We start from the raw sequence: 22324 nt of genomic DNA, 5'->3' as shown, positions 1-22324 counted from the left end.
CTCCTATATTTTACATCCATCAACTATATCTATATCTCGCATGTCTACCAAATATATTTTTGTAACCGGAGGAGTTACATCTTCACTCGGTAAAGGAATCATCTGTGCATCTTTGGGGCGTTTACTCGTTGCCCAAGGATTAAAAGTAACTATCCAAAAGCTAGATCCCTACATCAATGTGGATCCGGGTACTATGAATCCATACGAACACGGGGAAGTTTATGTGACTGACGATGGTGCTGAAACCGATCTTGACCTTGGCCATTATGAACGATTCCTCGATATAAAAACGTCCCAAAGCAATAATGTGACTACCGGTCGTATCTATTATGATGTAATAACAAAGGAACGTCAGGGAGCTTATCTCGGTAAAACGGTGCAAGTTATCCCGCATATTACGGATGAAATTCAGTCCCATGTTTTGAAGCTCGGTCAATCCGGTGATTATGACCTTGTTATTGTAGAGATTGGAGGCACAGTAGGAGATATTGAAAGTTTGCCTTACATAGAAGCTGTTCGCCAACTTCGTTACAATGTAGGTCGCCAAAATACGCTCAACATTCATTTGACTTTAGTGCCGTATTTGGCAGCAGCCGGAGAACTTAAGACCAAACCTACTCAGCATTCCGTAAAAACTTTATCTGAAAGTGGATTGCAGCCGGATATTTTGGTATGTCGCTCTGAGTATCCTTTGGATGAAACCATCCGAAGAAAAGTAGCTCAGTTCTGCAATGTGGATTTAGAGGATGTAATTGAATCTCTTGATGCCAACAGTATTTATGAAGTGCCACTTTTGATGCAAAAAGAGGGCTTGGATAAGCGTGTTATTGAAAAGCTAAAGCTTGAAACCACTGAGCCCAAGCTTGACAACTGGATTGGTTTTGTAGAAGCTGTTTGTAATCCATCCGGAGAAATTAATATCGCACTTGTAGGTAAGTATGTTGAACACCATGACTCCTATAAATCTATAGTAGAAGCATTTATTCATGCCGGTGCAGTGAATGACTGTAAGGTTAACATAAAATGGATTCAATCCGATGAACTTTCCAAAGGTAATGTGGCAAATCAGTTAAAGGATGTTTCCGGTATTTTGGTAGCTCCCGGTTTTGGTGGACGTGGAATATCCGGGAAGTTGGCTGCTGTTGAATACGCAAGAACAAAGGGAATTCCATTTTTTGGTATTTGTTTAGGCATGCAGTGTGCAGTCATAGAATATGCTCAAAATGTTTGTGGGTGGACCGAGGCAAATAGTACTGAGTTTGATGAAAATACCGAATATCCCATAATTGATATCATGCATGATCAGAAAGATATTGAGGAAATGGGAGGAACTATGCGGCTGGGTACATACGACTGTAAGTTGAGAAAGGGATCCAGATCTTTAGAAGCTTATGGGGAAGAGTTAATAGAAGAGCGCCACCGACACAGATACGAAGTGAATAATAATTTACGCTACAAACTTACTGAAAATGGTATGATACTGGCAGGGATGAACCCCGAAAGAGATTTAGTGGAAATTATCGAAATCCCTGATCACCCTTGGTTTGTAGGAGTCCAATTTCATCCAGAATTGAAAAGTACCGTCAATAATCCCCATCAGCTTTTTGTGGATTTTGTGAAAACGAGTTTAAAGCAAGCCAAAGCTACTGATACTTATCAAAGCACTAATAGAGCAGCCCCTGTAGTCGAAGAATAATGGATAATTATTCCGGCAGACTTCGTGTGCGTTCATGCGGAGTTCTAATCGAAGAAGGAAAAATTTTACTGGTAGAATTAAAATCTCCGGTGACTAAAAAATGGACTTGGTTGCCTCCGGGTGGTGCTGTCAAATTTGGGGAAACTATTGAAGAGGCGCTTATTCGGGAATTCAGGGAAGAAACAGGACTGGACATTTCAGTCCTAAAGCGTTTAAAGGTGAACGAGGTAATAAAAACTCCGATACATGCCATTGAGTTTTATCATCTTGTTAAAAGGGTTGGAGGAGAACTAACGTTGGGATCTGATCCGGAACTCTCTAAAGAAAAACAAATTATCAGGGACATTGGATTTTTTACACATAAAGAGTTAGAAAAAATACGAACAGCTCCGGATTTCCTGATAAAAGAAATGAAAGCATTTTTGTAGTCGACTCTACGTTATCACCACATAAAACAGTGATACTTAAATTAAGAGCTGCTTGTAAAGCTTTATTTTACTTATCAATTGGGAGTGTTATACAAAAGGTACTGCCTTTTCCTTCTTCACTTTCAGCCCAAATTTTTCCGTTGTTTTTAGCAACAAAATCGCTACAAAGCATTAGTCCTAAACCCGTTCCTTTTTCATCATTGGTTCCATCTGTAGTATAGAAGTTGCTTTGCTCAAATAGGACTTCAAGTTTATCTGGCGGAATCCCTATACCATTATCTTCAAAGCAAAGTTTGACTTCAGAATCTCGAGCAGTGGCGTTAATCTTAATTTCACCGTTATTACGTGTGAATTTGATGGCATTGGACAGCAAATTAAGGATAACGAGATTAATCATATTTTTATCAGCGTAAACGGAAGTATCTTCAGGTGTTTCATTTATTATTGTGATGTTTTTTTCATTGGCCTGATGAGAAAGCACATTTATATTTTCATCAACCTGATTGTAGATATTAAAAGAGGTAGGTTCAACACTGTACCCGTCAAGCTGACTACGAGCCCAACTCAATAAGTTATTCAGCAGAGTTGAGGTATATTTAAACTTATCTGCCAAGTGTTGAATCATTTCTTTGATATCTTCTTCCTTGAGCCGGTTCATCTCATTAAGAGTGATAAACCCATGTAAAGAACTCAACGGACCTCTGAGGTCGTGAGCGATAATAGAAAAAAATGCGTTTTAATATCATTCATTTCTTCTAACCGTTCTGCCTGTTCCTTGATCTGCTTATTTTTTTCGCGCAGAAGATTATTAGCTTTTTCTCGTATTTTAGAATTACGGTATTGGTTATAAGCAAATACTGCGGCAATCATGAAAAGTGATAAGGCGATAAGTATAAATATGTTACGATTGGCAACTTTATTGGCATTTTCAAGATCTTGCTGTTGTTGAATTTCTCTTAGCTCCGATTCCCTTTCCCGATATTCATATTCTGCTTCGAGCCTACCCACTTCACGGCTAATTTCGGCATTATGGAGACTGTCGGCATAGGATTCATGTATCTCCAGGTATTTTAGTGCCTCATCCGTATTATCTCTCTCCTTATATACTTTATACAGTGTTTCAGAGGATTCATTTTTTTCAGGAAGTCCGTCATATTCATTTGATATTTCATTGGTTTGTAGGGCAAATTCTAAAGCCAAGTCAAGGTTATCGAGTTCTAAATGTGTGAGTGCTTTTCCGTTTAATGATTGTACTTTTTCAAGTTCTTCTCATACTGATCATAGACTTCAATAGAGCGATTAAAGTTTTCTAAAGCCAATGGATATTGGTTTCGCTGTAAATAAATTTGACCAAGTTTATAAGTAGATAAGCCGATAGCTCTTTGATCAAACTCCTCACCTTCATAATTAATGATTCGCATTAACTGTTTTTCAGCTTCATCAAGGTTACCAAGCTCGTAATTAATAAATCCAAGATTCACCGGCAACGATATTGATTGGGAACTTAAAGTGCGAAGGGAATCTAATTCTTCAAAAATTTCAAGGGCTCTTTCATAATCCTCAAGCTGAAAGTAACTTACGCCAATATTATTCAGAATCTGAAACTCGTCAATATCCTTATCTACTTGACGATATAGTTCTAAGGCTCTTAAAAAATAATTCAATCCCAGATGATAGTCCCCCTGTGAGGCATAAGAGGTGCCAATTAACTGGTTAAGAAGAGCTTCTTTTTCAGGAAAGTTAAAAATATCAGGATGGGCAAGTCCCGAATTAGAAACTTCAAGTGATTTTCTGTATTCACCTTTATAAAAATGATACCACCCTCTTAGGTATAAGGACTCAAAATATCCCTTTGAATATCCAATATCTTCGGCAAGCTGTTGTGCCAACTCAACATACTTGAGGAGACTATCCATATCAGTGTAGCGGTAATTGGTAGCCAAATCATTTAGAGTGTTTATATTAGAAGTATCGGGCAGTAAGTTGCCGGGTGCATTCCTTTGTAAACTTTGATAAAGGCTGTCCGCCTCTTGTTGCTGACTGTAGCTATTTTTTGGCACAAAAAGCACCAGAAATATTGCTACCGATAATATAAAAGCCGAACGCATTTTTAAATGATAGTTGAGTGAGGTTGACTCATGTAAATAGCCTCTTTTGGCTAAACATTCAATACATAGTAGAAAGTTTTTGGGCATAAAAATGAAAATGAATGCTAAAGTTTGAATTCCCTTTCCGATATGCTTATCAAAACCAACTACATTCCTTATATTCTGGAAATTCTAACTAAATCATTGAGATGAAAAAATTATTGGGCACTCTATTTATTATAGCTTTATTCGCATTTGCCTGCACTACAAATACTGATGTAAAAACGTTTATAAATGCTAATGGATATACCTTTATGGGCGATTCACTGGTCACTTTTAGAACCATGGTTATTGAAGATGGCAAAGTGAAAGAAGTTGGAGGAGATGAATTGGCCGGTGAAGTTAACGGCGGAGAAGTATTCAACCTTGAAGGAAAAACAGTCTTACCCGGACTTATTGATGCACACGGACACGTTATGGGACTTGGATTTCAGGAGCTGAACGTAAATCTTGCGGGTATTGAAACACTGGAAGCCACGCTTGATACCCTTAAAGCTTATGCAGAAGCAAACCCTGACCTGGAATGGATACAGGGAAGAGGATGGAATCAAACCCTGTGGCCGGAAAATGAATTTCCCACAGCTGCCGATTTAGATGAAGTGGTTGATGATCGTCCTGTTTGGTTGACTCGGGTTGATGGACACGCGGCCTGGGCTAACACCATGGCTATGGAAATGGCAAACATCAGCAAAGAGACGCCCGACCCCCAAGGCGGAAAAATTATTCGTGATGCAAGTGGCCAAGCAACCGGGGTATTTATTGATGCTGCTGAAAACTATATTGCACAAATCATTCCGGAGCCAACAGATCAAGAACGAAAGTTAGCTCTTGAGAAGGCTCTTGAAAAAATGGCAAGTGAAGGATTGACCTCCGTTCATGACGCAGGAATTTCATCGCAAACCTGGGAATTATACAAAGATTTTGCTGATCAAGGGAAAATGAATACCCGAATTTATGCAATGATTGGAGGAACCGGGAACGACTTTGATGAGCTTTCACAAAATGGCCCTATTGATTCTTATGCAAATGACCGGCTGGCACTTCGAAGCGTGAAAATTTCAGCAGATGGCGCATTGGGTAGTCGTGGTGCTGCCATGAAAGAACCTTATTCAGATGATCCCGGGAATCGTGGTTTATTGTTCTATGAGCAAGAGGAATTAAATCAAATGGTCGACAAATCAATCTCTAACGGATATCAAACCAATATTCACGCTATTGGAGATCGGGCTAATGATGTTGTTCTTGATGCTTTTGAACAAGCTATTGAAGAATTTGGAGATCAGGGACTTCGCCATCGTATTGAGCATGCCCAAATTGTATCTTTGTCTGATATTCCCCGGTTTAAGGAGTTGGGTATCATTGCATCAATGCAGGCTACTCACGCTACAAGCGATATGAATATGGCTGAAGACAGAGTAGGACCGGACAGAATAGAGGGTGGATATGCGTGGCAAAAGTTTTTGGATCAGGGAACAATTATAGCCAATGGCTCAGATTTTCCGGTTGAGCACGTAAATCCTTTTTACGGGTTATACTCATCCGTAACTCGTCAAGACCATGAAGGAAATCCTCCGGAAGGATGGTATGCTGAGGAAGCCTTAAGTCGCGAAGAAACCTTTAGATCTTTTACGATCGATGCAGCTTATGCAGCTCACCAAGAAGACGTTTTAGGTAGCTTAGAACCCGGAAAATGGGCCGATTTTATTGTGATAGACCGAGACTTTTTTGAAGTTCCGGCTATTGAAATCTGGCAAACAGAAGTTTTGCAGACATGGGTTGCAGGCGAAAAGGTGTTTGGTAATTAAGCGTTAAAATCTACGTATTTATACATGAAAGGCCTGGCAAATTTGTCAGGCCTTTTTTGTTTTATTACTCTGGTTGATTACATATATTATATGTGCAAAATATGTATATAAATCAGTCATGAGTAATTCAAAAAATCCATTAAGAGGAAGAGGGGCATCCGATAACCCGGTAAATCGTTTTGAAGGAAATTATATCGATTATGATGTAGACGAAGAGACCGGCGAAAAACCTGCTCCCAAGACTAAGTTAATAGCCGATCATACAAATTCTGTAATCACCTATAACAAAAGTGAAGATATAGGCTTCAATGCCAGTATAAATCCCTATCGTGGATGTGAGCACGGATGTATATACTGCTACGCTCGTCCCTATCATGAATATTTGGGGTATTCATCCGGTTTGGACTTTGAATCAAAAATTATTGTGAAATACGATGCACCTGAATTACTGAAAAAGGAGTTGGGAGAAACGAAGTGGAAGCCACAAATTATAGCGATGAGTGGTGTTACCGACATTTATCAACCCATAGAGCGTAAACTTGAGCTGACAAGACGTTGTTTAGAAGTGATGGCTGAATATAGAAATCCGGTTGGTTTAATTACTAAGAATTACCTGATTACAAGAGATATTGATGTACTATGCGAACTTAACGACTATAACTGTGTAAGCGTAACCATTTCAATTACAACTCTTGATAAGGACCTTGCTGGTGTAATGGAACCCAGAACATCTAGACCCAAACGGCGACTGGAAGCGATTAAGCAATTATCATCTGCCGGTATTCCGGTTGGCGTAAATGTGGCACCAATTATACCAGGTCTCACTGACCATGAATGTGCAAAAATATTGGAAAAAGCTGCGGCCGCTGGCGCAACTCATGCCGGATATACCATGCTTCGCTTACCATATAAGGTAAAAGATATGTTTTCGGAATGGTTAGGACAGCATTACCCAGAGAGAAAGAAGAAAGTATTGAACAAGATTTTAGATATTAGAGATGGGAAACTCAATAATTCTGAATGGGGAACAAGAATGAAAGGCGAAGGAAATTTTGCTCAACAAATATCAGATTTATTTAAAGTGCAGACTAAGAAACTTGGTTTGAATGAGAGAACTCAGAAATTGACAACGGATCATTTTATCCGCCCTTCTGGTTCACAGCTCAAATTATTTTAAGTTTAAAATACTTTTTTACAAAGGTATGGAACTTTTTGAGTTGAGATTCGTCTTAATAGGTGTAGTTAGTTGCCCGATATCGAAAAACGAGATTTTAAAATAAGTAGCTTTATTTAGTCCTCAATGTTATAGATATCGGGCTTTTTTTATGCGATTTTATTTCTGCTTCATCTAATCTTCAATAAAAGTCAGTATTTCTAATTTGACATTTGGGTTCTCTCAAATTACAATTCAGAAGCCAATCTAAATACTCAATTGAGGAGGAATAATTATGAATGAGGAAACATTTCTTGAAGCCGCAGAGAACGGTGACCTTGAAACAATAATAGGACTAGTTAACGATGGAGTAGACGTTAACACTAAAGACAGCCACGATAGAACAGCATTGCTAAAAGCAGCAAAGTATGGCCACAAAGATATCGTAGAGTTTTTAATTTCACATGGTGCTGAAGTTGATCATCGCGATAATAGGGGAACTTCGGCGTTGTATTGGGCATCGGCAAATGGTCATTACGTAATTGTACAAAATTTAATTGAACACAGCAGTGATGTCGATGTTCATGATAACAGGGGATGGTCAGCAAAAGATCAGGCCATAACGCATCACCACGATAATGTGGTCGAGTTGTTAGAAGCAGCAGGCGCACATTGATTCTATAAAATTTCCAAAGCATAAAAAAAGCAGTGATTATTCATCACTGCTTTTCTTTTTTGAATATAAACCATTTAGTTTTCGATAGGTATATCTCGTTGCTCGATTTCCTGAATGAGATCCGGTAACTCACCTTCAAAAATAGGCGCTACTTTTTCTAACTGCTCATCCACTTGTTCAGCAAGGTCAAGATATACTTCCATTTGCTGCTGCGTAGGCCGACTGTCTCCGGTAGCTACGGTACTTGCCAGGGAGGCGAGTTTATTATTCAGCTTAATTGGATAATTTAATACATCCTGATAAGATTCAGCCTTGGTTTGCATCAGCGCACTTTCAACTTCACTGAGAACTTGAAGCATGGCGTCGGCTCTTTCCTGAATTTCAGTATTACCGGCATAATCAGATTTCACTTCATTGATTTGATCACGAACCGTACGAATTCTATTAATGGTCTTATGCGTAGTATCAAGCTTAGCTATTATGGTTTGATGTAGGTCGAACTGAGCCTGGAAATCTTCTTGAGTAGTTTCAATACGAGGATCTTTTGTGATTTCAAAAGTCTGGCTTCCTACTACCTCATCTTCCACAATCAAACGGACTTCATACATACCCGGAATAGCACTTGGTCCTGCCGTGGAACCGGCCCAAAGTATTTGCCGTCCGTCAATATCCGTTGCACCGGGATATCTCATGTTCCACTCAAATAGGTTGTTACCTTCTTTTGTAGTAAGTACATCCGAGGGGACATCATGCTCTTCTTCATAGAACTCATCCGATTCCTCTACAGGTTGACCCTCAAGGGTTTCTTCACTTGAATATGTTCGAATTAAAGAGCCATCCGCTTCAAGAAATTGCAGTTGGACTTCTCCTTCAGGCACTTCATTGAGATTGTAATAAACAACAACACCGTCTTTAGGATTTTCACCCACCGTTTCTCCGGGACCAATATTTGAGTGATATCCGAATAAGTACGTTTTTTCCGGTTTAAAGAGGTGGTAATCAGCACTTTTAAGTTCATTATTTAATTGATGCAAAACAGGCAGGTCATCTAAAATCCAGAATGAACGTCCTTGGGTTGCAACTACTAAGTCTTTATCTCTTTTGTGAACGGCCAAATCTGTGATAGGTACGCTCGGCAGGTTGAGTTGTAGCGGCTGCCATTTATTACCGTCATTAAATGAAACATAAAGTCCGGTTTCGGTTCCGGCATAAAGCAGTCCCTGTCTGTTGGGATCTTCACGAATTACCCGAGTGAAATCACCCTCAGGAATACCGTTGGTAATCTTTGTCCAACTTCTGCCGTAATTCGAAGTCTTGTATAGCATTGCTGAAAAGTCATCAAACTTATACCGGGTAGCAGCTAAGTATGCAGTAGCAGGATCATGAGGAGAAGGATCAATGATACTTGCCATGGCTTCGGGCATTCCGTCGGGGGTTACTTCAGTCCAGGTTTCACCATTGTCTCTACTAACATGAATAAGGCCATCATCTGCTCCTGTCCATAAAACACCCGGCTCTACAGGCGATTCTGCAAAGGTGAACACGGTATTGTAATACTCCACACTGGTGTCATCTTTAGTGATGGGACCACCAGACTCACCTTGTTTAGATTTATCATTTCTCGTCAAGTCGCCACTGATAGTTTCCCAGCTCATTCCCTCATCATCTGATCGATGAACATATTGAGAAGTGGCATAAAGAATATCAGAATCATGGGGTGAAATGTAGATAGGGAACGTCCACTGGAACCGGTATTTCAGATCTTCGGCACCGGCACCCATTGGGTTATCCGGCCATACATCAATTCGGTTACTTTGGTTCGTGAAATCGTTGAATTTGTTGAAGTATCCACCATAACTACCACCATAGGTTACATTAGGATCATCAGGATCAGGAGCAATATATCCACTTTCTCCACCGGCTACGGGGGCCCAGTCTCTTTCGTCAATACCACCGCCGGCAGTTCGGCTTAAAATCCCGACGGTACTGTTATCTTGCTGTGCACCATATATTCTGTATGGAAATTGATTATCTGTGATCACTTGATAGAATTGAGCCGTTGCATACTTGTGATAAGAAGACCAGCTTTCGCCACCGTTATAAGTAACTTGTCCGCCACCGTCATCAGCAACAATCATTCTGTTTGGATCATTAGGAGCAATCCATAAGTCGTGATGATCTCCGTGAGGAGTTCCTATTCGGTCAAAACTTTGTCCACCGTCAGTAGATTTGTGAAAACTTACATTCAATACATAGACTTCATCTACATCTTTAGTTCCTGCAACGATGTGTGTGTAGTACCAGGCACGTTGTCTAAGATTTCGGTCACTGCTGGTTCGTTGCCAGGTTTCACCTGCGTCGTCAGACCTGAAAACACCACCATTTTCATTCTCGATGATTGTCCATACACGGTCTGAATCTAATGGTGAAATAGCTACGCCAATTTTACCTGATATTCCTTTGGGCAGGCCAGGACGCTGAGAGATATATTCCCAATTATTTCCACCATCGGTACTTTTGTAAAGACCACTGCCTTCACCGCCACTCGACATTTCCCAGGGATTACGGTAGGCCTCCCATAACGATGCATATAAAATACGCGGGTTATTGGGATCAATCTCAATATCAACAGCACCTGTTTTTTCATCGTGATACAACACACGCTCCCAGGTTTCGCCACCATTTGTAGTTTTAAATACACCGCGTTCTGTATTTCCTATCGTTCCGAAAGCATGTCCAAGAACAGCAACCCAAACTACATCTTCGTTATCAGGATGGACTACAATCTTCCCAATAAAATGAGAGTCGCCAAGGCCAATGTGCTCCCAGCTTTTACCTCCGTCAACAGACCGATACATGCCATCTCCGGCCGACATATTTCCGCGTATACAGGTTTCGCCCATGCCCGCATAAATTACGTTTTCATTAGAAGGGGCAACTGAAAGGGCACCAACCGATCCGGTTTTGAAATATCCATCGGAAACGTTGTACCAGTTAATACCGCCATCGGTTGTCTTATAAACACCTCCGCCGGTAAAGCCGGTATAATAGGTGTGGGGCTGGTCGGCATGGCCTGCAACAGCAACCGAACGTCCACCTCTGAATGGGCCAATGTTGCGATATTCTAGTTCCTGAAACAAGGTTTGTTCGTAATCAGGATTGTCAATTTCTTCGCCGTGCCCAAAAACTTGAGCTTCAGCAGTAGAAGAAATTCCAAAAGTAAATAGTAGTATAAAAGAGAAGAAGAGTAGTGGTTTAAAGTATCTATACATCATAAAACCGTAGTTAGTTAGTATTAAATTATAAGAGCTTAGTTTATCGTCAATTCTGTGAGTTTTTACCCAACAATAAGAATTGATATGTCCGTCCTTGAATGTATTAAAATAAAGTGATTTACGAAGTAAAAAGTATTGGCAGGAAGAGGCCCTCACTGAAATTGGGATATTTGGAACCTCATGATATTTAAAACATACTTTTAGAGGAGTAACCTCGTAGCGTCCTTAGGTCCTGCGAGCGTTACGGGGATTAGCTGGAAAGTGAGGGGCTTTGGGTGTTCGCAAGTTCTCTAAATAATGTTGTAAACTTGTAAACTCGTCAAAATGGATGAGCTTGAAAGCTAAATGGAATTTTTTATTTACCGTAGATAAGAAAAATGGTGGGACGTTTGTTCAGGTTAGGAAGTTTCCCTGATTTCCATTCTGAAATATATTTAGACTGTATTTCTTCGGTTGGAAGGGTAATGTCTGTGGCGACGCACAACCCGGTAGTAGGATTACACGTGGACAGTATATCCTTTAACAATTCATTATTTCGATATGGAGTTTCCATGAAAATTTGTGTACGATCATGACGCCTTGATTCCCCCTCAAGTTGAGAGATCATAGACTTCCGCTTTTTTTGATCCATCGGCAGGTAGCCGTGAAAAGCAAAACTTTGGCCATTAAAGCCTGAAGCCATAAGTGCCAGTAAGATGGAAGAGGGACCCACTAAAGGAACAACCTTAATTCTATACTGATGTGCCAGTTTAACCAGTCTTGCACCCGGATCTGCCACCGCAGGTGCTCCTGCTTCAGATAATACTCCCGCATCTTTACCATCCAAAAGAGGTTTAAGAAGTTCGTGAATATCCTGATCGGCAGTTTTTTTGTTGAGCTGATAGAAATCAATTTCGTATTCGGGAATCGTATCTCCTACCCATTGTAAAAAGGAAGTTGCCGAGCGAAGGTTCTCAACCATAAGTACATCCAGTTTTCTCAAGATATCAAGGGTGTACTCTGGGAGGGTGTTATTTTCCGGTGTTTTACCAAGCGTTGTAGGAATAAGATAAAGCGTTCCGGTATTCATGAGTCAACCCGTTCTATATCAAACTTTTCATCATCACTGTTTTGTACTTTACGCCGTATGTAGCGATTTACAAAAAAACCGGCAATTACGGTAACAACTACACCGATTCCTGCTACACTCATATTAAAAAAAGAGGTACTTCTTTGAATCTGATAGGTTGGATACAACACGATTTCCTGAAATGAATCCGGTTTATAACGAATGGGGATGTTTGAGCTCTCCATGAGTTCCTGTGCCATTTGTATGGAAAGTGTCATTCTTCGTTCAATCACTTCTCCATCTATTTCAAAGCGGATATCAATATAACCGTTGGCTTGTGCGGCAATTTGCTTAATCTCAAAATCAGTGACTTCAGCAAGGTAGGTTTCGCCATTTTCATATGTATCAATCGATCCTTTGTGTACTAAGCCCTGCTGTATGACCAGGAAAATCAGGTATGCAGGAATCAGCCAATATAAATTCAGCCACCGATAGTTATTCATTATTAGAATTGATTTGGTTGAGGGTTTTCTCGTAAAGTGCAGGATCCCATATCAACCGCTGTTGATAATCTTCTTGCATGTGATTGGCGCTCATATGAACCCAGAAACCAACCGGCAGCTGATCAAAAAAGACGGCTTGAACGGACGTATGACCATCATAAATAGAAGTACCGAAATCAATACCGCCTAAAAGACCCATTCGGTTATCATAGATGGCTCCATAATCTTCAAAACTTCGGGTTATTGGCTCCGAGCCCATTGGCCAGCGTAACTTTTCATTAATTTGTGTAGAAATTTCTTCTGAAAGCACTTCATTATTCCATATCTGTGCTATAAGGTCAGCCAGTTGTCGGGTGGTAGCCCTTGGAAAATAGGCCAGGGCGTCGCGTTCCTGCATGAACGTCAAGGAAATTCGGTCGTCTTTGAACTGTGCTTTTACTTGGTTGTTGAAATGGGGATCATCCTTCAATCTTTCAGCAGCACTGATAGACTCAGCGGCAAAACGATCAAACTCCATATTTTTGAGTTCAGCAGTGTCATTAAGGCTTGGATTTATTCGCATGTACATCCCACTGAAAGGTAGCGGCAGGGTTGTTTGCGAAAGATTCAAAGTATCCACTAAAGTTCGGATATTTTCTTCGCCCACTTTGAACCAAAGATAATCAGCAGCAACAAGATCGCTGTTTTGGAGCATAGCCTCTACAATATCATCGAGTGTAGCAGATTGGCCTTCAAACTCATCCACAAACTTTTGATGATTGTTTTCGCTGATCTCCGGTAAAGCAAATTTTTGTATTTGATCTATAGTTACAGTTTCGCTTGGATCAAGCATTCCCTCAGCCACCTGCCGCTCATACTCCATAAGAAGGAATAAGTTGGAAGTAGCTCCCAGTGCTCGAGGTACATCCTCCTGATAAAAAATACCTGAATCCGGATCATTGATGTTATATGAAGTTATAGAAATCCACTCAGGGTGCTCGCCCACAAACTCGGCAAGTCCGGCAAGGGAATAGGTGTTTTCGATATACTCGCTTCCTTCGGCCATGCCTTCTTTATTTTCAAAAAGGGTTTCGAAGCCGGAATAATTAAGGCCGATAACCATGGCAAAAACTGCCGCTGCCACTATCAAAAAAACGAGTAAAAACTTAAGTGCTCTCTTCAAGAATTTTGTGCATTTGATGAAATTGTAAATGATGCGTTTAAAGATACGAATAACAACCGTGCATATCCTGCCAAAGTTGATGAATACCTTTAACAATACCTGATGAAAAAGTATTCAGTAGTTCCGGTTATAATTTAAAACCCGGATACAATACGCATCATCTCGGCACTTAACCAGGCCCCGTAGGTTCCCAGCGCATAACCGAGAACAGCCAATAAAACACCAACCGGCGCTAAAGCGGGATGGAAGGCAGAAGCAACAATAGGAGCAGAAGCGGCGCCCCCCACATTAGCCTGACTTCCAACAGCTACAAAGAAAAACGGTGCTTTAATAAATTTTCCAACTACAAGAAGTATGATCACATGGATGAGAATCCAGACGGCTCCAATAATAAAATAGCCGGGTGCATCCAGCATGGAGGCAATATTCATTTTCATTCCGATAGTCATTACCAGGATATAAAGAAACAAGCTTCCCAATTTTGAAGCTCCTGCTCCTTCAAGTTTTCGGGCTTTAGTGAATGAGAGGATAAGACCACCGGTAGTTGCTACTACAATGATCCAGAAAAAAGGTGAATTTAAGCTCAACCGAGATAAATTCGGCGCATTATCAGTAATCCATGGAGCTATGAAATCACCGGCGAGGTGACCAAGTGCCACCAGTGAAAAAGCAATGGCCATTATTTTTGTAAAATCAACCAGGGTAGGGACACGGGCAATACTTGACTGGTAATCTGCAATGTTCTGTTTAAGCTCATCGATGGCCGAGGCATCAGCTTTAAACCAAGAATCAACTTTTGAAGAAATACCGGCACCGTAAAGCAGAAAAGCCATCCAGATATTAGCCACAATGATATCAACAGTAACCATGGCTCCAAAAAGATCGGTACTTGGTTCGTAGATTTCGAGCATAGCTGTTTGGTTTGCACCTCCACCAATCCAGCTTCCGGCGATGGTTGCAAGACCACGCCATACTTCTTCAGGACCAGTTCCTCCAATAATTTCAGGACTAATGGTACCTATAATAAGGATGGCAATAGGACCGCCAAACATAATACTTAGTGTCCCGGCCAGGAACATGATTACCGCTTTGGGTCCAAGGTTTATGATCCCTTTCAAATCAATGCTTAACGTAAGTAACACTAAACTTGCGGGGAGTAAATACCTCGAGGCTACATAATAGAGGTTAGAATCTGCCTCTGATACAATCCCAAAAGTGGTAAGTAAAGATGGGATGAAATAGCATAACAGCAGAGAGGGTACGAATTTGTAGAACTTTTTCCACCTGGGGTCATCACTGTGTGAAGTAATAAAAATAGCAGCCAAAATGGCCATTAATAGTCCAAATGTTACCGCATCACTGGTTATTAAGGGCGTATCCATGAAAAATTTGTTAGGTCAAATTTAAGTTCGTCGGAGAATACAAAATTCTTGGGAATATGCCATGAAAGGAATGTAGTTGAATACAGTAAGAAATGAATAAATAGCGCTTTTTTATAAGGGATTGGTTTAAACACTCCGTATTTTTAAGGTTCTCATTTACTGATAACCAATTCAATATTTTAATGATTGTATCAAAATTTGGGGGCACCAGCGTAGGTACTTTTGAAGCCATGCAGCGAAGTGCCCAAATTGTAGCAGCAGATAAAAACCGTCAACTTATAGTTATAAGTGCAACATCAGGAACTACCAACGATCTCGTAGCTCTTTCAGCTTCCAATATAGATTCTACCACAAGAGAAGAACTTCTTGGAAATATAGAGCAGCGCCATTTGGCCATCATTGAACGATGTGAAGAAGAGGAAAAACTGAAAGATAGTTTCTATACGGAGTTCTCGAAATTGCGTGAGCACTTGGATTTTGTTGGCAGAGATAAGAGATGGAAAGATCGGCTCTATGCTTTTGGTGAGATGATGTCGACCAAGATATTTGTTGAAGTATTGAAACAAAATGGGATCGATGCAGAGTGGCTGGATGCCCGAGAGATCATGAAAATGGATTCCACTTTCGGTAATGCTGAACCGATGCTAAAATCCATTAAAGCCAAGGCAAAGGAACATATTCATAAAGGAACCACCTACCTAACGCAAGGCTTCGTTGGTTCCGATATTTTTGGAAATACCACTACATTAGGCCGCGGGGGAAGTGATTTTTCAGCCGCACTATTTGCTGAAGCCGTTGGAGCCGATACGCTCGAAATTTGGACGGATGTAGCCGGGGTCTATACCACCGATCCGCGTATTGTACCCGAAGCATTTCCAATACACGAGATTTCATTTGATGAGGCTGCCGAGCTTTCTGTTTTTGGGGGGAAAGTTCTTCATCCAGCAACTTTAAAGCCGGCTATTCGGGGTGGGGTAAATGTACGGGTGGCCTCCAGCAGTGATCCTGAAAATCCGGGCACTTTCATTGTTAAGGAGTCGGAGGAAAAACCGGCTATTCGGGCAATTTCACTCCGTAAAGACCAAACCTTGCTCACCGTAAACAGTTTGCAGATGCTTCATCAGCATGGATTTTTGGCTCAACTGTTCCGTGTATTAGCTGAACATAAAATTTCAGTGGATTTGGTAAGCACCAGTGAGGTTAGTGTGGCTTTAACCCTTGATACCGCTGTTAACGCAGCCAATAAAGTAGAATTGACGGATGATGTATTAGATGAATTACGGGAATTTGCTGAAGTTTCGGTAGAAGAAAACCTTGCGCTTATAGCGTTAATAGGCAATGATATGCAGAAAACATCAGGACTTGGGGGACCGTTGTTTTCGGCGCTTGAACAATATAATATTCGTTTGATTTGTCATGGAGCCAGTTCAAATAATTTGTGCTTTTTAGTAGATCATAAAGAAGCGGAAGGGATTGTTAAAATGTTGCATCATAAGTTTATAGGGAAAGGGAGTTAGTATTATTTATTAGATAAAATTCATTTGTAGGCGGTGTGCACTAATTTTATATTTACGATTAGTTAATAATGTGTTTAAGATTACTTAACAGTAATCGGGTGATATCACGTCTAAAATGGGTGGAATTAGATAGTAATGTATACGGATAAGTTGCAAAAGCAGCGGTTCGAATTGAAGTATTTGATACATGAGCAAAAGGCTCAGAGTATCAGGCACTTTATTCGAAATCACCTTATTCTGGATGAATATGGGGCAACTCAGCCTAATCTTTCTTATCCCATACATAGCTTGTATTTGGATTCTCCACATTATAAAACCTATCACTATACTATCAACGGGAATAGAAACCGGTACAAATTGAGGATCCGGTATTATGAAAATGCAGGGGCTTAGAAAACTGCTTTTTTAGAAATGAAAAGGCGTCATGATCAAGTTATTGTAAAGAAAAGGGCAAAAGTACCAATAGCTGCATTAGAGGAATTAGTTTATGGACCACTTCCGGCTAAAGAGCAATTTCCAGAGTTAACGACAGATCAATTTAAAGTGCTTTTTCATATCTGTCAGATAATCAGGGAAATTCAAGCCGAGCCCAAAATGCATGTTCAATATTACAGAGAAGCCTATGAGTTAGAAGACTCAAATGATGTACGGGTCACCTTCGACCGTGATGTAACCATAGAAAGGTAAAACAACTTAAACTTAAAACTGAAACAAGATAACCCGGTTTCAGTGTTTGGAAACATCGTAATACTTGAAATAAAATTCACCAACCGTTATCCCAATTGGTTAAATGAGTTAACTCAGCACTTTCACCTCAGAAGACTATCTGCTGCCAAGTATGTGGATGGTATAAACAGAATTAAAAGAAAGATGATCGCCTGAAATGGAACAACTACTCAATTTTGGAGATACAGCTCCAATTCCTACAGATATTCCCACGCTGCTAATTGCACTGCTACTCGCGTTCTTATGTGGACAGCTAATAGCCTGGATATACATGTATACACACACAGGTTTGTCCTATTCTCGGACTTTTGTTAGTTCACTCATTATTCTCCCTATCACCGTAGCATTGGTGATGATGATACTGGATAATAATCTCGTCACCGCATTTAGCTTACTTGCTGTTTTTGCAATTGTACGTTTTCGAAATGTTTTGAGGGATACCTTGGATACCGTATATATTTTGTCTCTTATTGTAATAGGTATGGCTTGTGGTACACAGAAGTTTACAACAGCTCTGATTGGTACGTTTGTAGCATCTTTTGTTATGATGTATATCTGGTACACAAATTTTGGAGCTCGTCAACGCTACGACCTGATCTTGAATTTAAATTGGACTCGTCCCGTTTCAGCCCTCCAAACTCTCGATAATTTTCTGAAGCGTCATGCATTAAAATCGAAGCTGGCTTCCCAGCATACCACACAGGAAGGCTCAGTTACCCAACTCAGTTATCGTCTTCTACTCAGAGACCCAAATAGGAAACAGGAACTGATTGACGAAATCAATAAAATAAGTGGCGTCGAAAAAGTGACCAGCATGGCCGCAGAAGACGAGTCGGAGATATAGTATGTCAAAATCATTTGAACCCATACCCATCCCCAGAGAGCAGAAAATCAGGGAATTTCGTCATCGAATTTTGCCTGTAATTATATTTATACTTATTGCCCTTTTTGTTTTCTACTTATGGAATAAAAGAGTCACAGAAGCTGGTTTCACAGCCAAAGTAATGGCAGATAGTTCACTTGTGGCAAGTCCGTATGACGGAACACTAAAATATTACTCCATAGCTCCATTTGATGATGTTGAAAAGGGAGATCCAGTGGCCAGGATAACCCGTGTGGACAGCAGCTACTTACAAGCGAGATTGGATCATATCAGGGCAATGATAAACCAAGTTGAAGTAGGTCTTGAACCATATTTGAACCAGCAAAGGAATTTACTCGATTATGAAAGTATACGGCTTGATAATATTGACTATAGAGTTCAGGTTGCAACGCTTAAAGTGGAGGTTCAGCAGTTGAAAGCAGAATATGAGCGTGCGAAAATACTAGTCGATAAAGATGGCATTTCAAGATCAGAATTCGACTTAATTGAAAGCGAATATCAAGTTGCCCAAACTGAACTGGATGAAAAAATTGAATTAACTTAGGAGCTAAGCAGCAAATTGGAGACTATTAATGAAAACATAAATTTTGGTGATGCATCAGCCACTGTAAACGCTGCGATAGATGTACTTGAAAAAGAATTAACTGTGGTAGAAGAAGAGTTAAAGCCAAGAATAATTTATGCACCCATAACCGGAAAAATAAGCAATATATACAAAGGAGACGGGGAGTTTGTGAGAGCAGGTGAATCAATCTTTGGTATCGAATCTACAGAACCCAAATATATACTTGGATATGTACGCCCTCCTTTTACTGTGAAACCTGAACCCGGGGTAAAAGTTCAGGTTAGGACAAGAAGGCCTGATCGTAGTTACTTCGCCTCTGAGATTACCAAGGTTGGCGGACAAATAAAATTCATTGAAAGAGGGTTAGTCAGACCCGGGTTGAATTCAGAAAGTGGATTACCCGTCCAAATTAAGGTTGTCCATTCCGAAGAACTAAAGCTCTATCCCGGAGAGTATGTGGATATCGTTTTAGATCAGTAAATTTTGGTTAAATTATTTTAGATCAGCTAAACCTATAGCTCTAATAGGCAGAACTATTTTAATGCTGTTAAAAAAATAACAGATAAACTCATATCTTATAATGCTAATTAAAATTGAATTTTAATGTATGAAAATTGCTGTTATAGGAACCGGTAAAACCGGTGGTAAAGTTGTGGAGTTGCTTGGAGATACCCTCTCCGAGACCTTTGATCAAAGTAATCCGCCAACCGCTGAGAAATTAAAAAAATCTGATGCAGTTATCATTTTTGTTCCGGGCGATGCTGTGGCTGATATTATCGATGAAGTAATAGCGTCCGGTATTCCTGCTGCTTGGGGAAGTACAGGTCATGACTGGCCTGAAAATTTAGAAGACAAAGTTAAAGCCAACAATACAAAGTGGGCAATAGCTTCAAATTTTAGCTTAGGGATGAATATCATCCGGAAAAGTATTGAAGCTATTTCAGCAGGATCGGAGATATTAAAAGATCCGGAATTTCATATCCACGAAGTGCATCATATACACAAGAAAGATGCACCCAGCGGAACGGCTATTTCATGGAAAGAATGGCTAGACAGAGAAGCTGAAGTAACATCAGCAAGAGAAGGGGACGTGAAAGGAATTCATGAACTTACATTAAGAACAGCAACCGAAGAAATTACCCTTCGCCACAAAGCTTTAGATCGTGCATTATTTGCCGAGGGAGCTATCTGGGCTGCAAAACAGCTGTTGAATAATTCAAATATAGAAACTGGAATAAGTACTTTTGGTCAACTTTTTGACCAAGTAATGGAGGAACAATAATTATGTTAAAATTCCCACTATGGACAGCAATCGTCACCCCAATGAATACGGATGGAAGCGTAGATTATGAAAGTTTTGAGTTTCTGCTCCGAAAGCAGGAAAAGGCCGGAAATGGGGTATTGGTACTCGGAAGCACCGGTGAAGGACTAAATCTGAATGAAGAAGAAAAACGAGAAGTTATAGGTTTTATAAAAAAACTCAATCTGGATGTCCCAATGATGGTAGGAATTGGTGGTTTTGATCTGCCCGCTCAAGCCGATTTCATTCATTTCTGTAATGAAATTGAGCCGGATGCACTTTTATTAGTTACTCCGCTATATGCAAAACCCGGCGCTGAGGGACAATTTGAATGGTTTAGCGAATTGATGGGAGAGACTGAAATTCCATGCATGCTATATAATGTACCATCACGTACAGGAGTGAAAATGCATCCAAGTGTACCTGCTCGTCTTGATGAAGAGTTTGATCATTTACTGGGAGTAAAAGAGGCGAGTGGAAGTGTAGAAGAATTCAAAGAATTTAGAAGGCAAGCACCAAATGTGAATTTCTACAGTGGCGATGACGGGTTGACTCCGGCATTCTCAAATGAAGGAGGGGTAGGGTTGGTTTCTGTGGCCTCCAATGTTTGGCCAAAGGCAACCCATAAATATACCGAAATGTGTCTGAAAGGAGAGACAGACAGTCTTTTTCCACTTTGGAAAAATGCAACAGATGCTCTTTTTAAGGCACCCAATCCTGTTCCGGCTAAAGTACTATTAAACCGCAAAAAGTGGATTGAAAATGATACGGTACGATTGCCACTTTCATTGGGAGATATTTCCGAAGAAACGGAGAAAGAGCTGACTGATGCTGATAAAAAAATTAGTGAATGGTTTAGTAACCGATAACGAATATTAATAGAAGACTGAATAACTTATACCTATGAATTACGAAGACGTTTTAAATCAATTAGAAGAAGGAACTTTACGTGCGGCCAATAAAACTGCTGATGGGTGGGAGGCTAATGTTGAAGTTAAAGAAGCAATTCTTGAATCATTCAAAGATGGTGAGAACACCTCTTACGAAGGTATTTATGAAGGCTTCGTGGATAAACACAATTTGCCTCCCCGTTATTTTGCACCGGAAGATGGAGTAAGACTGGTTCCCGGTGGTTCTTCTGTACGACGTGGCGCGTATGTAGCATCAAGTGTGATCATCATGCCACCGGCTTATATCAACGTAGGCGCTTTTGTGGATGAAGGGTCAATGGTAGACAGTCATGCTTTAGTTGGATCTTGTGCTCAAGTGGGGAAGAATGTACACCTTTCGGCAGGAGTGCAAATTGGTGGAGTGTTAGAGCCTGTAGGCATGAATCCTGTGATCATTGAAGATGACTGTTTTATTGGAGCCGGATCTGTGATCGTTGAAGGAATTCTGGTCAAGAAGGGAGCTGTAATTGCACCCGGAGTGACCTTATCCAAGGCCGTACCTGTTTATGATATTGTAAATGAGAAAATGCTCGAAAGGGGTTCAGATATTCCTGAAAATGCGGTAGTTATCCCCGGAACTCGTCCCGTAAATAACGACTGGGCCAAAGAAAAAGGCTTAAGTATGGCCTGTCCTATTATCGTGAAGTACAGAGATGAGGGGAGTAATGCGTCTCTTGAGTTAGAAAATGCTCTTCGATGAGGTAAATAAGGGATAAGGGAATATGTGAATAGGTGAATTTTAGATTAGATAAAAAGGTAAAACCTATTTTTTAAAATTTTTCTTTTGTCTTTTTTGGTAATTGATGAAGCCATTCACAAGTTTTTTAGCTTCCTCAATAAGAGGTAATCCCTTGTCTAAAATTTGCCTATTCACATACTTTAAATCATAGCATGATATTAAATGATCTTTTAATTCATATAGAGACCCACGGGATATTCTGTAATATTGAATTCCTTCCTGAAAATGATATCTGCCATAACCTTCTGCGATGTTAGCAGTTGTGCTTACAGAAGCTTTACGAATTTGAATGTCTAGGAGCCTGTCGGACTTAACCCATCGAATGAACTAAGAATTGACTTAGAAGATTAATCAAATTTTTGAGGGCCT

21 protein-coding genes and 1 pseudogene are annotated in these 22324 nt (G+C 40.3%); 13 read left to right on the top strand and 9 right to left on the bottom strand.

Annotated features, from left to right (window positions below; genetic code table 11):
* The first annotated feature begins 40 nt into the window (after positions 1 to 40).
* Together RI561_RS07695 and RI561_RS07690 are read left to right on the top strand one after the other, a co-directional pair.
* Positions 41 to 1696, top strand: coding sequence for a CTP synthase (locus tag RI561_RS07695; RefSeq protein ID WP_395079653.1), 1656 nt, complete (start codon positions 41 to 43; stop codon positions 1694 to 1696).
* On the top strand, positions 1696 to 2124 hold the full coding sequence (locus RI561_RS07690; RefSeq protein WP_395079652.1) for an NUDIX domain-containing protein: 429 nt from the start codon (positions 1696 to 1698) through the stop codon (positions 2122 to 2124). The genes RI561_RS07695 and RI561_RS07690 overlap by 1 nt, the downstream gene beginning before the upstream one ends.
* Before the next feature lie 67 nt (positions 2125 to 2191).
* Here the strand turns inward: RI561_RS07690 and RI561_RS07685 are convergent, their stop codons facing one another.
* The 3 genes from RI561_RS07685 to RI561_RS07675 are packed head-to-tail and all read right to left on the bottom strand — an operon-like array spanning position 2192 to position 4232.
* Positions 2192 to 2818 carry a sensor histidine kinase gene (locus RI561_RS07685; RefSeq protein WP_395079651.1) on the bottom strand — a complete coding sequence of 209 codons (627 nt, stop codon included), beginning with the start codon at positions 2816 to 2818 and terminating at the stop codon, positions 2192 to 2194.
* Positions 2815 to 3324, bottom strand: a complete 510-nt coding sequence (locus RI561_RS07680) for a hypothetical protein (protein WP_395079650.1) — start codon at positions 3322 to 3324, stop codon at positions 2815 to 2817. The genes RI561_RS07685 and RI561_RS07680 overlap by 4 nt, the downstream gene beginning before the upstream one ends.
* Positions 3325 to 3365: 41 nt before the next feature.
* Positions 3366 to 4232 (bottom strand): tetratricopeptide repeat protein, encoded by an 867-nt coding sequence (locus RI561_RS07675; RefSeq protein WP_395079649.1) that lies wholly within the window; start codon positions 4230 to 4232, stop codon positions 3366 to 3368.
* A gap of 188 nt (positions 4233 to 4420) precedes the next feature.
* On the opposite strand from RI561_RS07675, the gene RI561_RS07670 reads away from it, so the two are divergent.
* The 3 genes from RI561_RS07670 to RI561_RS07660 all read left to right on the top strand — a co-directional run bounded on the left by RI561_RS07670 (position 4421) and on the right by RI561_RS07660 (position 7905).
* On the top strand, positions 4421 to 6076 hold the full coding sequence (locus tag RI561_RS07670) for an amidohydrolase (protein ID WP_395079648.1): 1656 nt from the start codon (positions 4421 to 4423) through the stop codon (positions 6074 to 6076).
* Between the two features lie 118 nt (positions 6077 to 6194).
* Positions 6195 to 7253 (top strand): PA0069 family radical SAM protein, encoded by a 1059-nt coding sequence (locus RI561_RS07665; protein WP_395079647.1) that lies wholly within the window; start codon positions 6195 to 6197, stop codon positions 7251 to 7253.
* 271 nt (positions 7254 to 7524) lie between these two features.
* Positions 7525 to 7905 (top strand): ankyrin repeat domain-containing protein, encoded by a 381-nt coding sequence (locus RI561_RS07660; protein ID WP_395079646.1) that lies wholly within the window; start codon positions 7525 to 7527, stop codon positions 7903 to 7905.
* Between the two features lie 74 nt (positions 7906 to 7979).
* On the opposite strand, the gene RI561_RS07655 is transcribed toward RI561_RS07660, so the two are convergent.
* The 5 genes from RI561_RS07655 to RI561_RS07635 form a co-directional block, all read right to left on the bottom strand.
* Positions 7980 to 11180, bottom strand: coding sequence for a glycosyl hydrolase (locus RI561_RS07655; RefSeq protein WP_395079645.1), 3201 nt, complete (start codon positions 11178 to 11180; stop codon positions 7980 to 7982).
* A 355-nt stretch (positions 11181 to 11535) separates the two neighbouring features.
* Positions 11536 to 12249 carry an SAM-dependent methyltransferase gene (locus tag RI561_RS07650; RefSeq protein WP_395079644.1) on the bottom strand — a complete coding sequence of 238 codons (714 nt, stop codon included), beginning with the start codon at positions 12247 to 12249 and terminating at the stop codon, positions 11536 to 11538.
* Positions 12246 to 12731 (bottom strand): hypothetical protein, encoded by a 486-nt coding sequence (locus RI561_RS07645; RefSeq protein ID WP_395079643.1) that lies wholly within the window; start codon positions 12729 to 12731, stop codon positions 12246 to 12248. Before RI561_RS07645 ends, RI561_RS07650 begins: the two co-directional genes overlap by 4 nt.
* Positions 12724 to 13893 carry a serine hydrolase gene (locus RI561_RS07640; RefSeq protein WP_395079642.1) on the bottom strand — a complete coding sequence of 390 codons (1170 nt, stop codon included), beginning with the start codon at positions 13891 to 13893 and terminating at the stop codon, positions 12724 to 12726. Before RI561_RS07640 ends, RI561_RS07645 begins: the two co-directional genes overlap by 8 nt.
* Before the next feature lie 134 nt (positions 13894 to 14027).
* Positions 14028 to 15275 carry a DUF819 domain-containing protein gene (locus tag RI561_RS07635; protein ID WP_395079641.1) on the bottom strand — a complete coding sequence of 416 codons (1248 nt, stop codon included), beginning with the start codon at positions 15273 to 15275 and terminating at the stop codon, positions 14028 to 14030.
* A 182-nt stretch (positions 15276 to 15457) separates the two neighbouring features.
* Between RI561_RS07635 and lysC the strand changes: the two genes are divergently transcribed.
* From lysC to RI561_RS07595, 8 genes and pseudogenes are all read left to right on the top strand, one after another.
* Positions 15458 to 16792 carry a lysine-sensitive aspartokinase 3 gene (gene lysC, locus RI561_RS07630; RefSeq protein WP_395079640.1) on the top strand — a complete coding sequence of 445 codons (1335 nt, stop codon included), beginning with the start codon at positions 15458 to 15460 and terminating at the stop codon, positions 16790 to 16792.
* 135 nt (positions 16793 to 16927) lie between these two features.
* Positions 16928 to 17674: pseudogene (locus RI561_RS07625) on the top strand (VTC domain-containing protein).
* A gap of 1 nt (position 17675) precedes the next feature.
* On the top strand, positions 17676 to 18362 hold the full coding sequence (locus RI561_RS07620; RefSeq protein WP_395079639.1) for a DUF4956 domain-containing protein: 687 nt from the start codon (positions 17676 to 17678) through the stop codon (positions 18360 to 18362).
* A gap of 1 nt (position 18363) precedes the next feature.
* Positions 18364 to 18945, top strand: coding sequence for a hypothetical protein (locus RI561_RS07615; protein WP_395079638.1), 582 nt, complete (start codon positions 18364 to 18366; stop codon positions 18943 to 18945).
* 15 nt (positions 18946 to 18960) lie between these two features.
* Positions 18961 to 19446 (top strand): HlyD family efflux transporter periplasmic adaptor subunit, encoded by a 486-nt coding sequence (locus tag RI561_RS07610; RefSeq protein WP_395079637.1) that lies wholly within the window; start codon positions 18961 to 18963, stop codon positions 19444 to 19446.
* A 127-nt stretch (positions 19447 to 19573) separates the two neighbouring features.
* Positions 19574 to 20248 (top strand): dihydrodipicolinate reductase C-terminal domain-containing protein, encoded by a 675-nt coding sequence (locus RI561_RS07605; protein ID WP_395079636.1) that lies wholly within the window; start codon positions 19574 to 19576, stop codon positions 20246 to 20248.
* Positions 20249 to 20250: 2 nt separating this feature from the next.
* Positions 20251 to 21135, top strand: coding sequence for a 4-hydroxy-tetrahydrodipicolinate synthase (gene dapA, locus RI561_RS07600; protein ID WP_395079635.1), 885 nt, complete (start codon positions 20251 to 20253; stop codon positions 21133 to 21135).
* Between the two features lie 34 nt (positions 21136 to 21169).
* Positions 21170 to 21916: a 2,3,4,5-tetrahydropyridine-2,6-dicarboxylate N-succinyltransferase gene (locus tag RI561_RS07595; protein ID WP_395079634.1), complete on the top strand. Its 747-nt coding sequence runs from the start codon at positions 21170 to 21172 to the stop codon at positions 21914 to 21916.
* 63 nt (positions 21917 to 21979) lie between these two features.
* Here the strand turns inward: RI561_RS07595 and RI561_RS07590 are convergent, their stop codons facing one another.
* Positions 21980 to 22207, bottom strand: a complete 228-nt coding sequence (locus RI561_RS07590; RefSeq protein WP_395079690.1) for a four helix bundle protein — start codon at positions 22205 to 22207, stop codon at positions 21980 to 21982.
* Between the last annotated feature and the right edge of the window lie 117 nt (positions 22208 to 22324).

Source organism: Gracilimonas sp. (genome assembly GCF_031581265.1).
GTDB lineage: Bacteria > Bacteroidota > Rhodothermia > Balneolales > Balneolaceae > Gracilimonas.
This window is presented reverse-complemented; position numbering and strand designations above follow the sequence as displayed.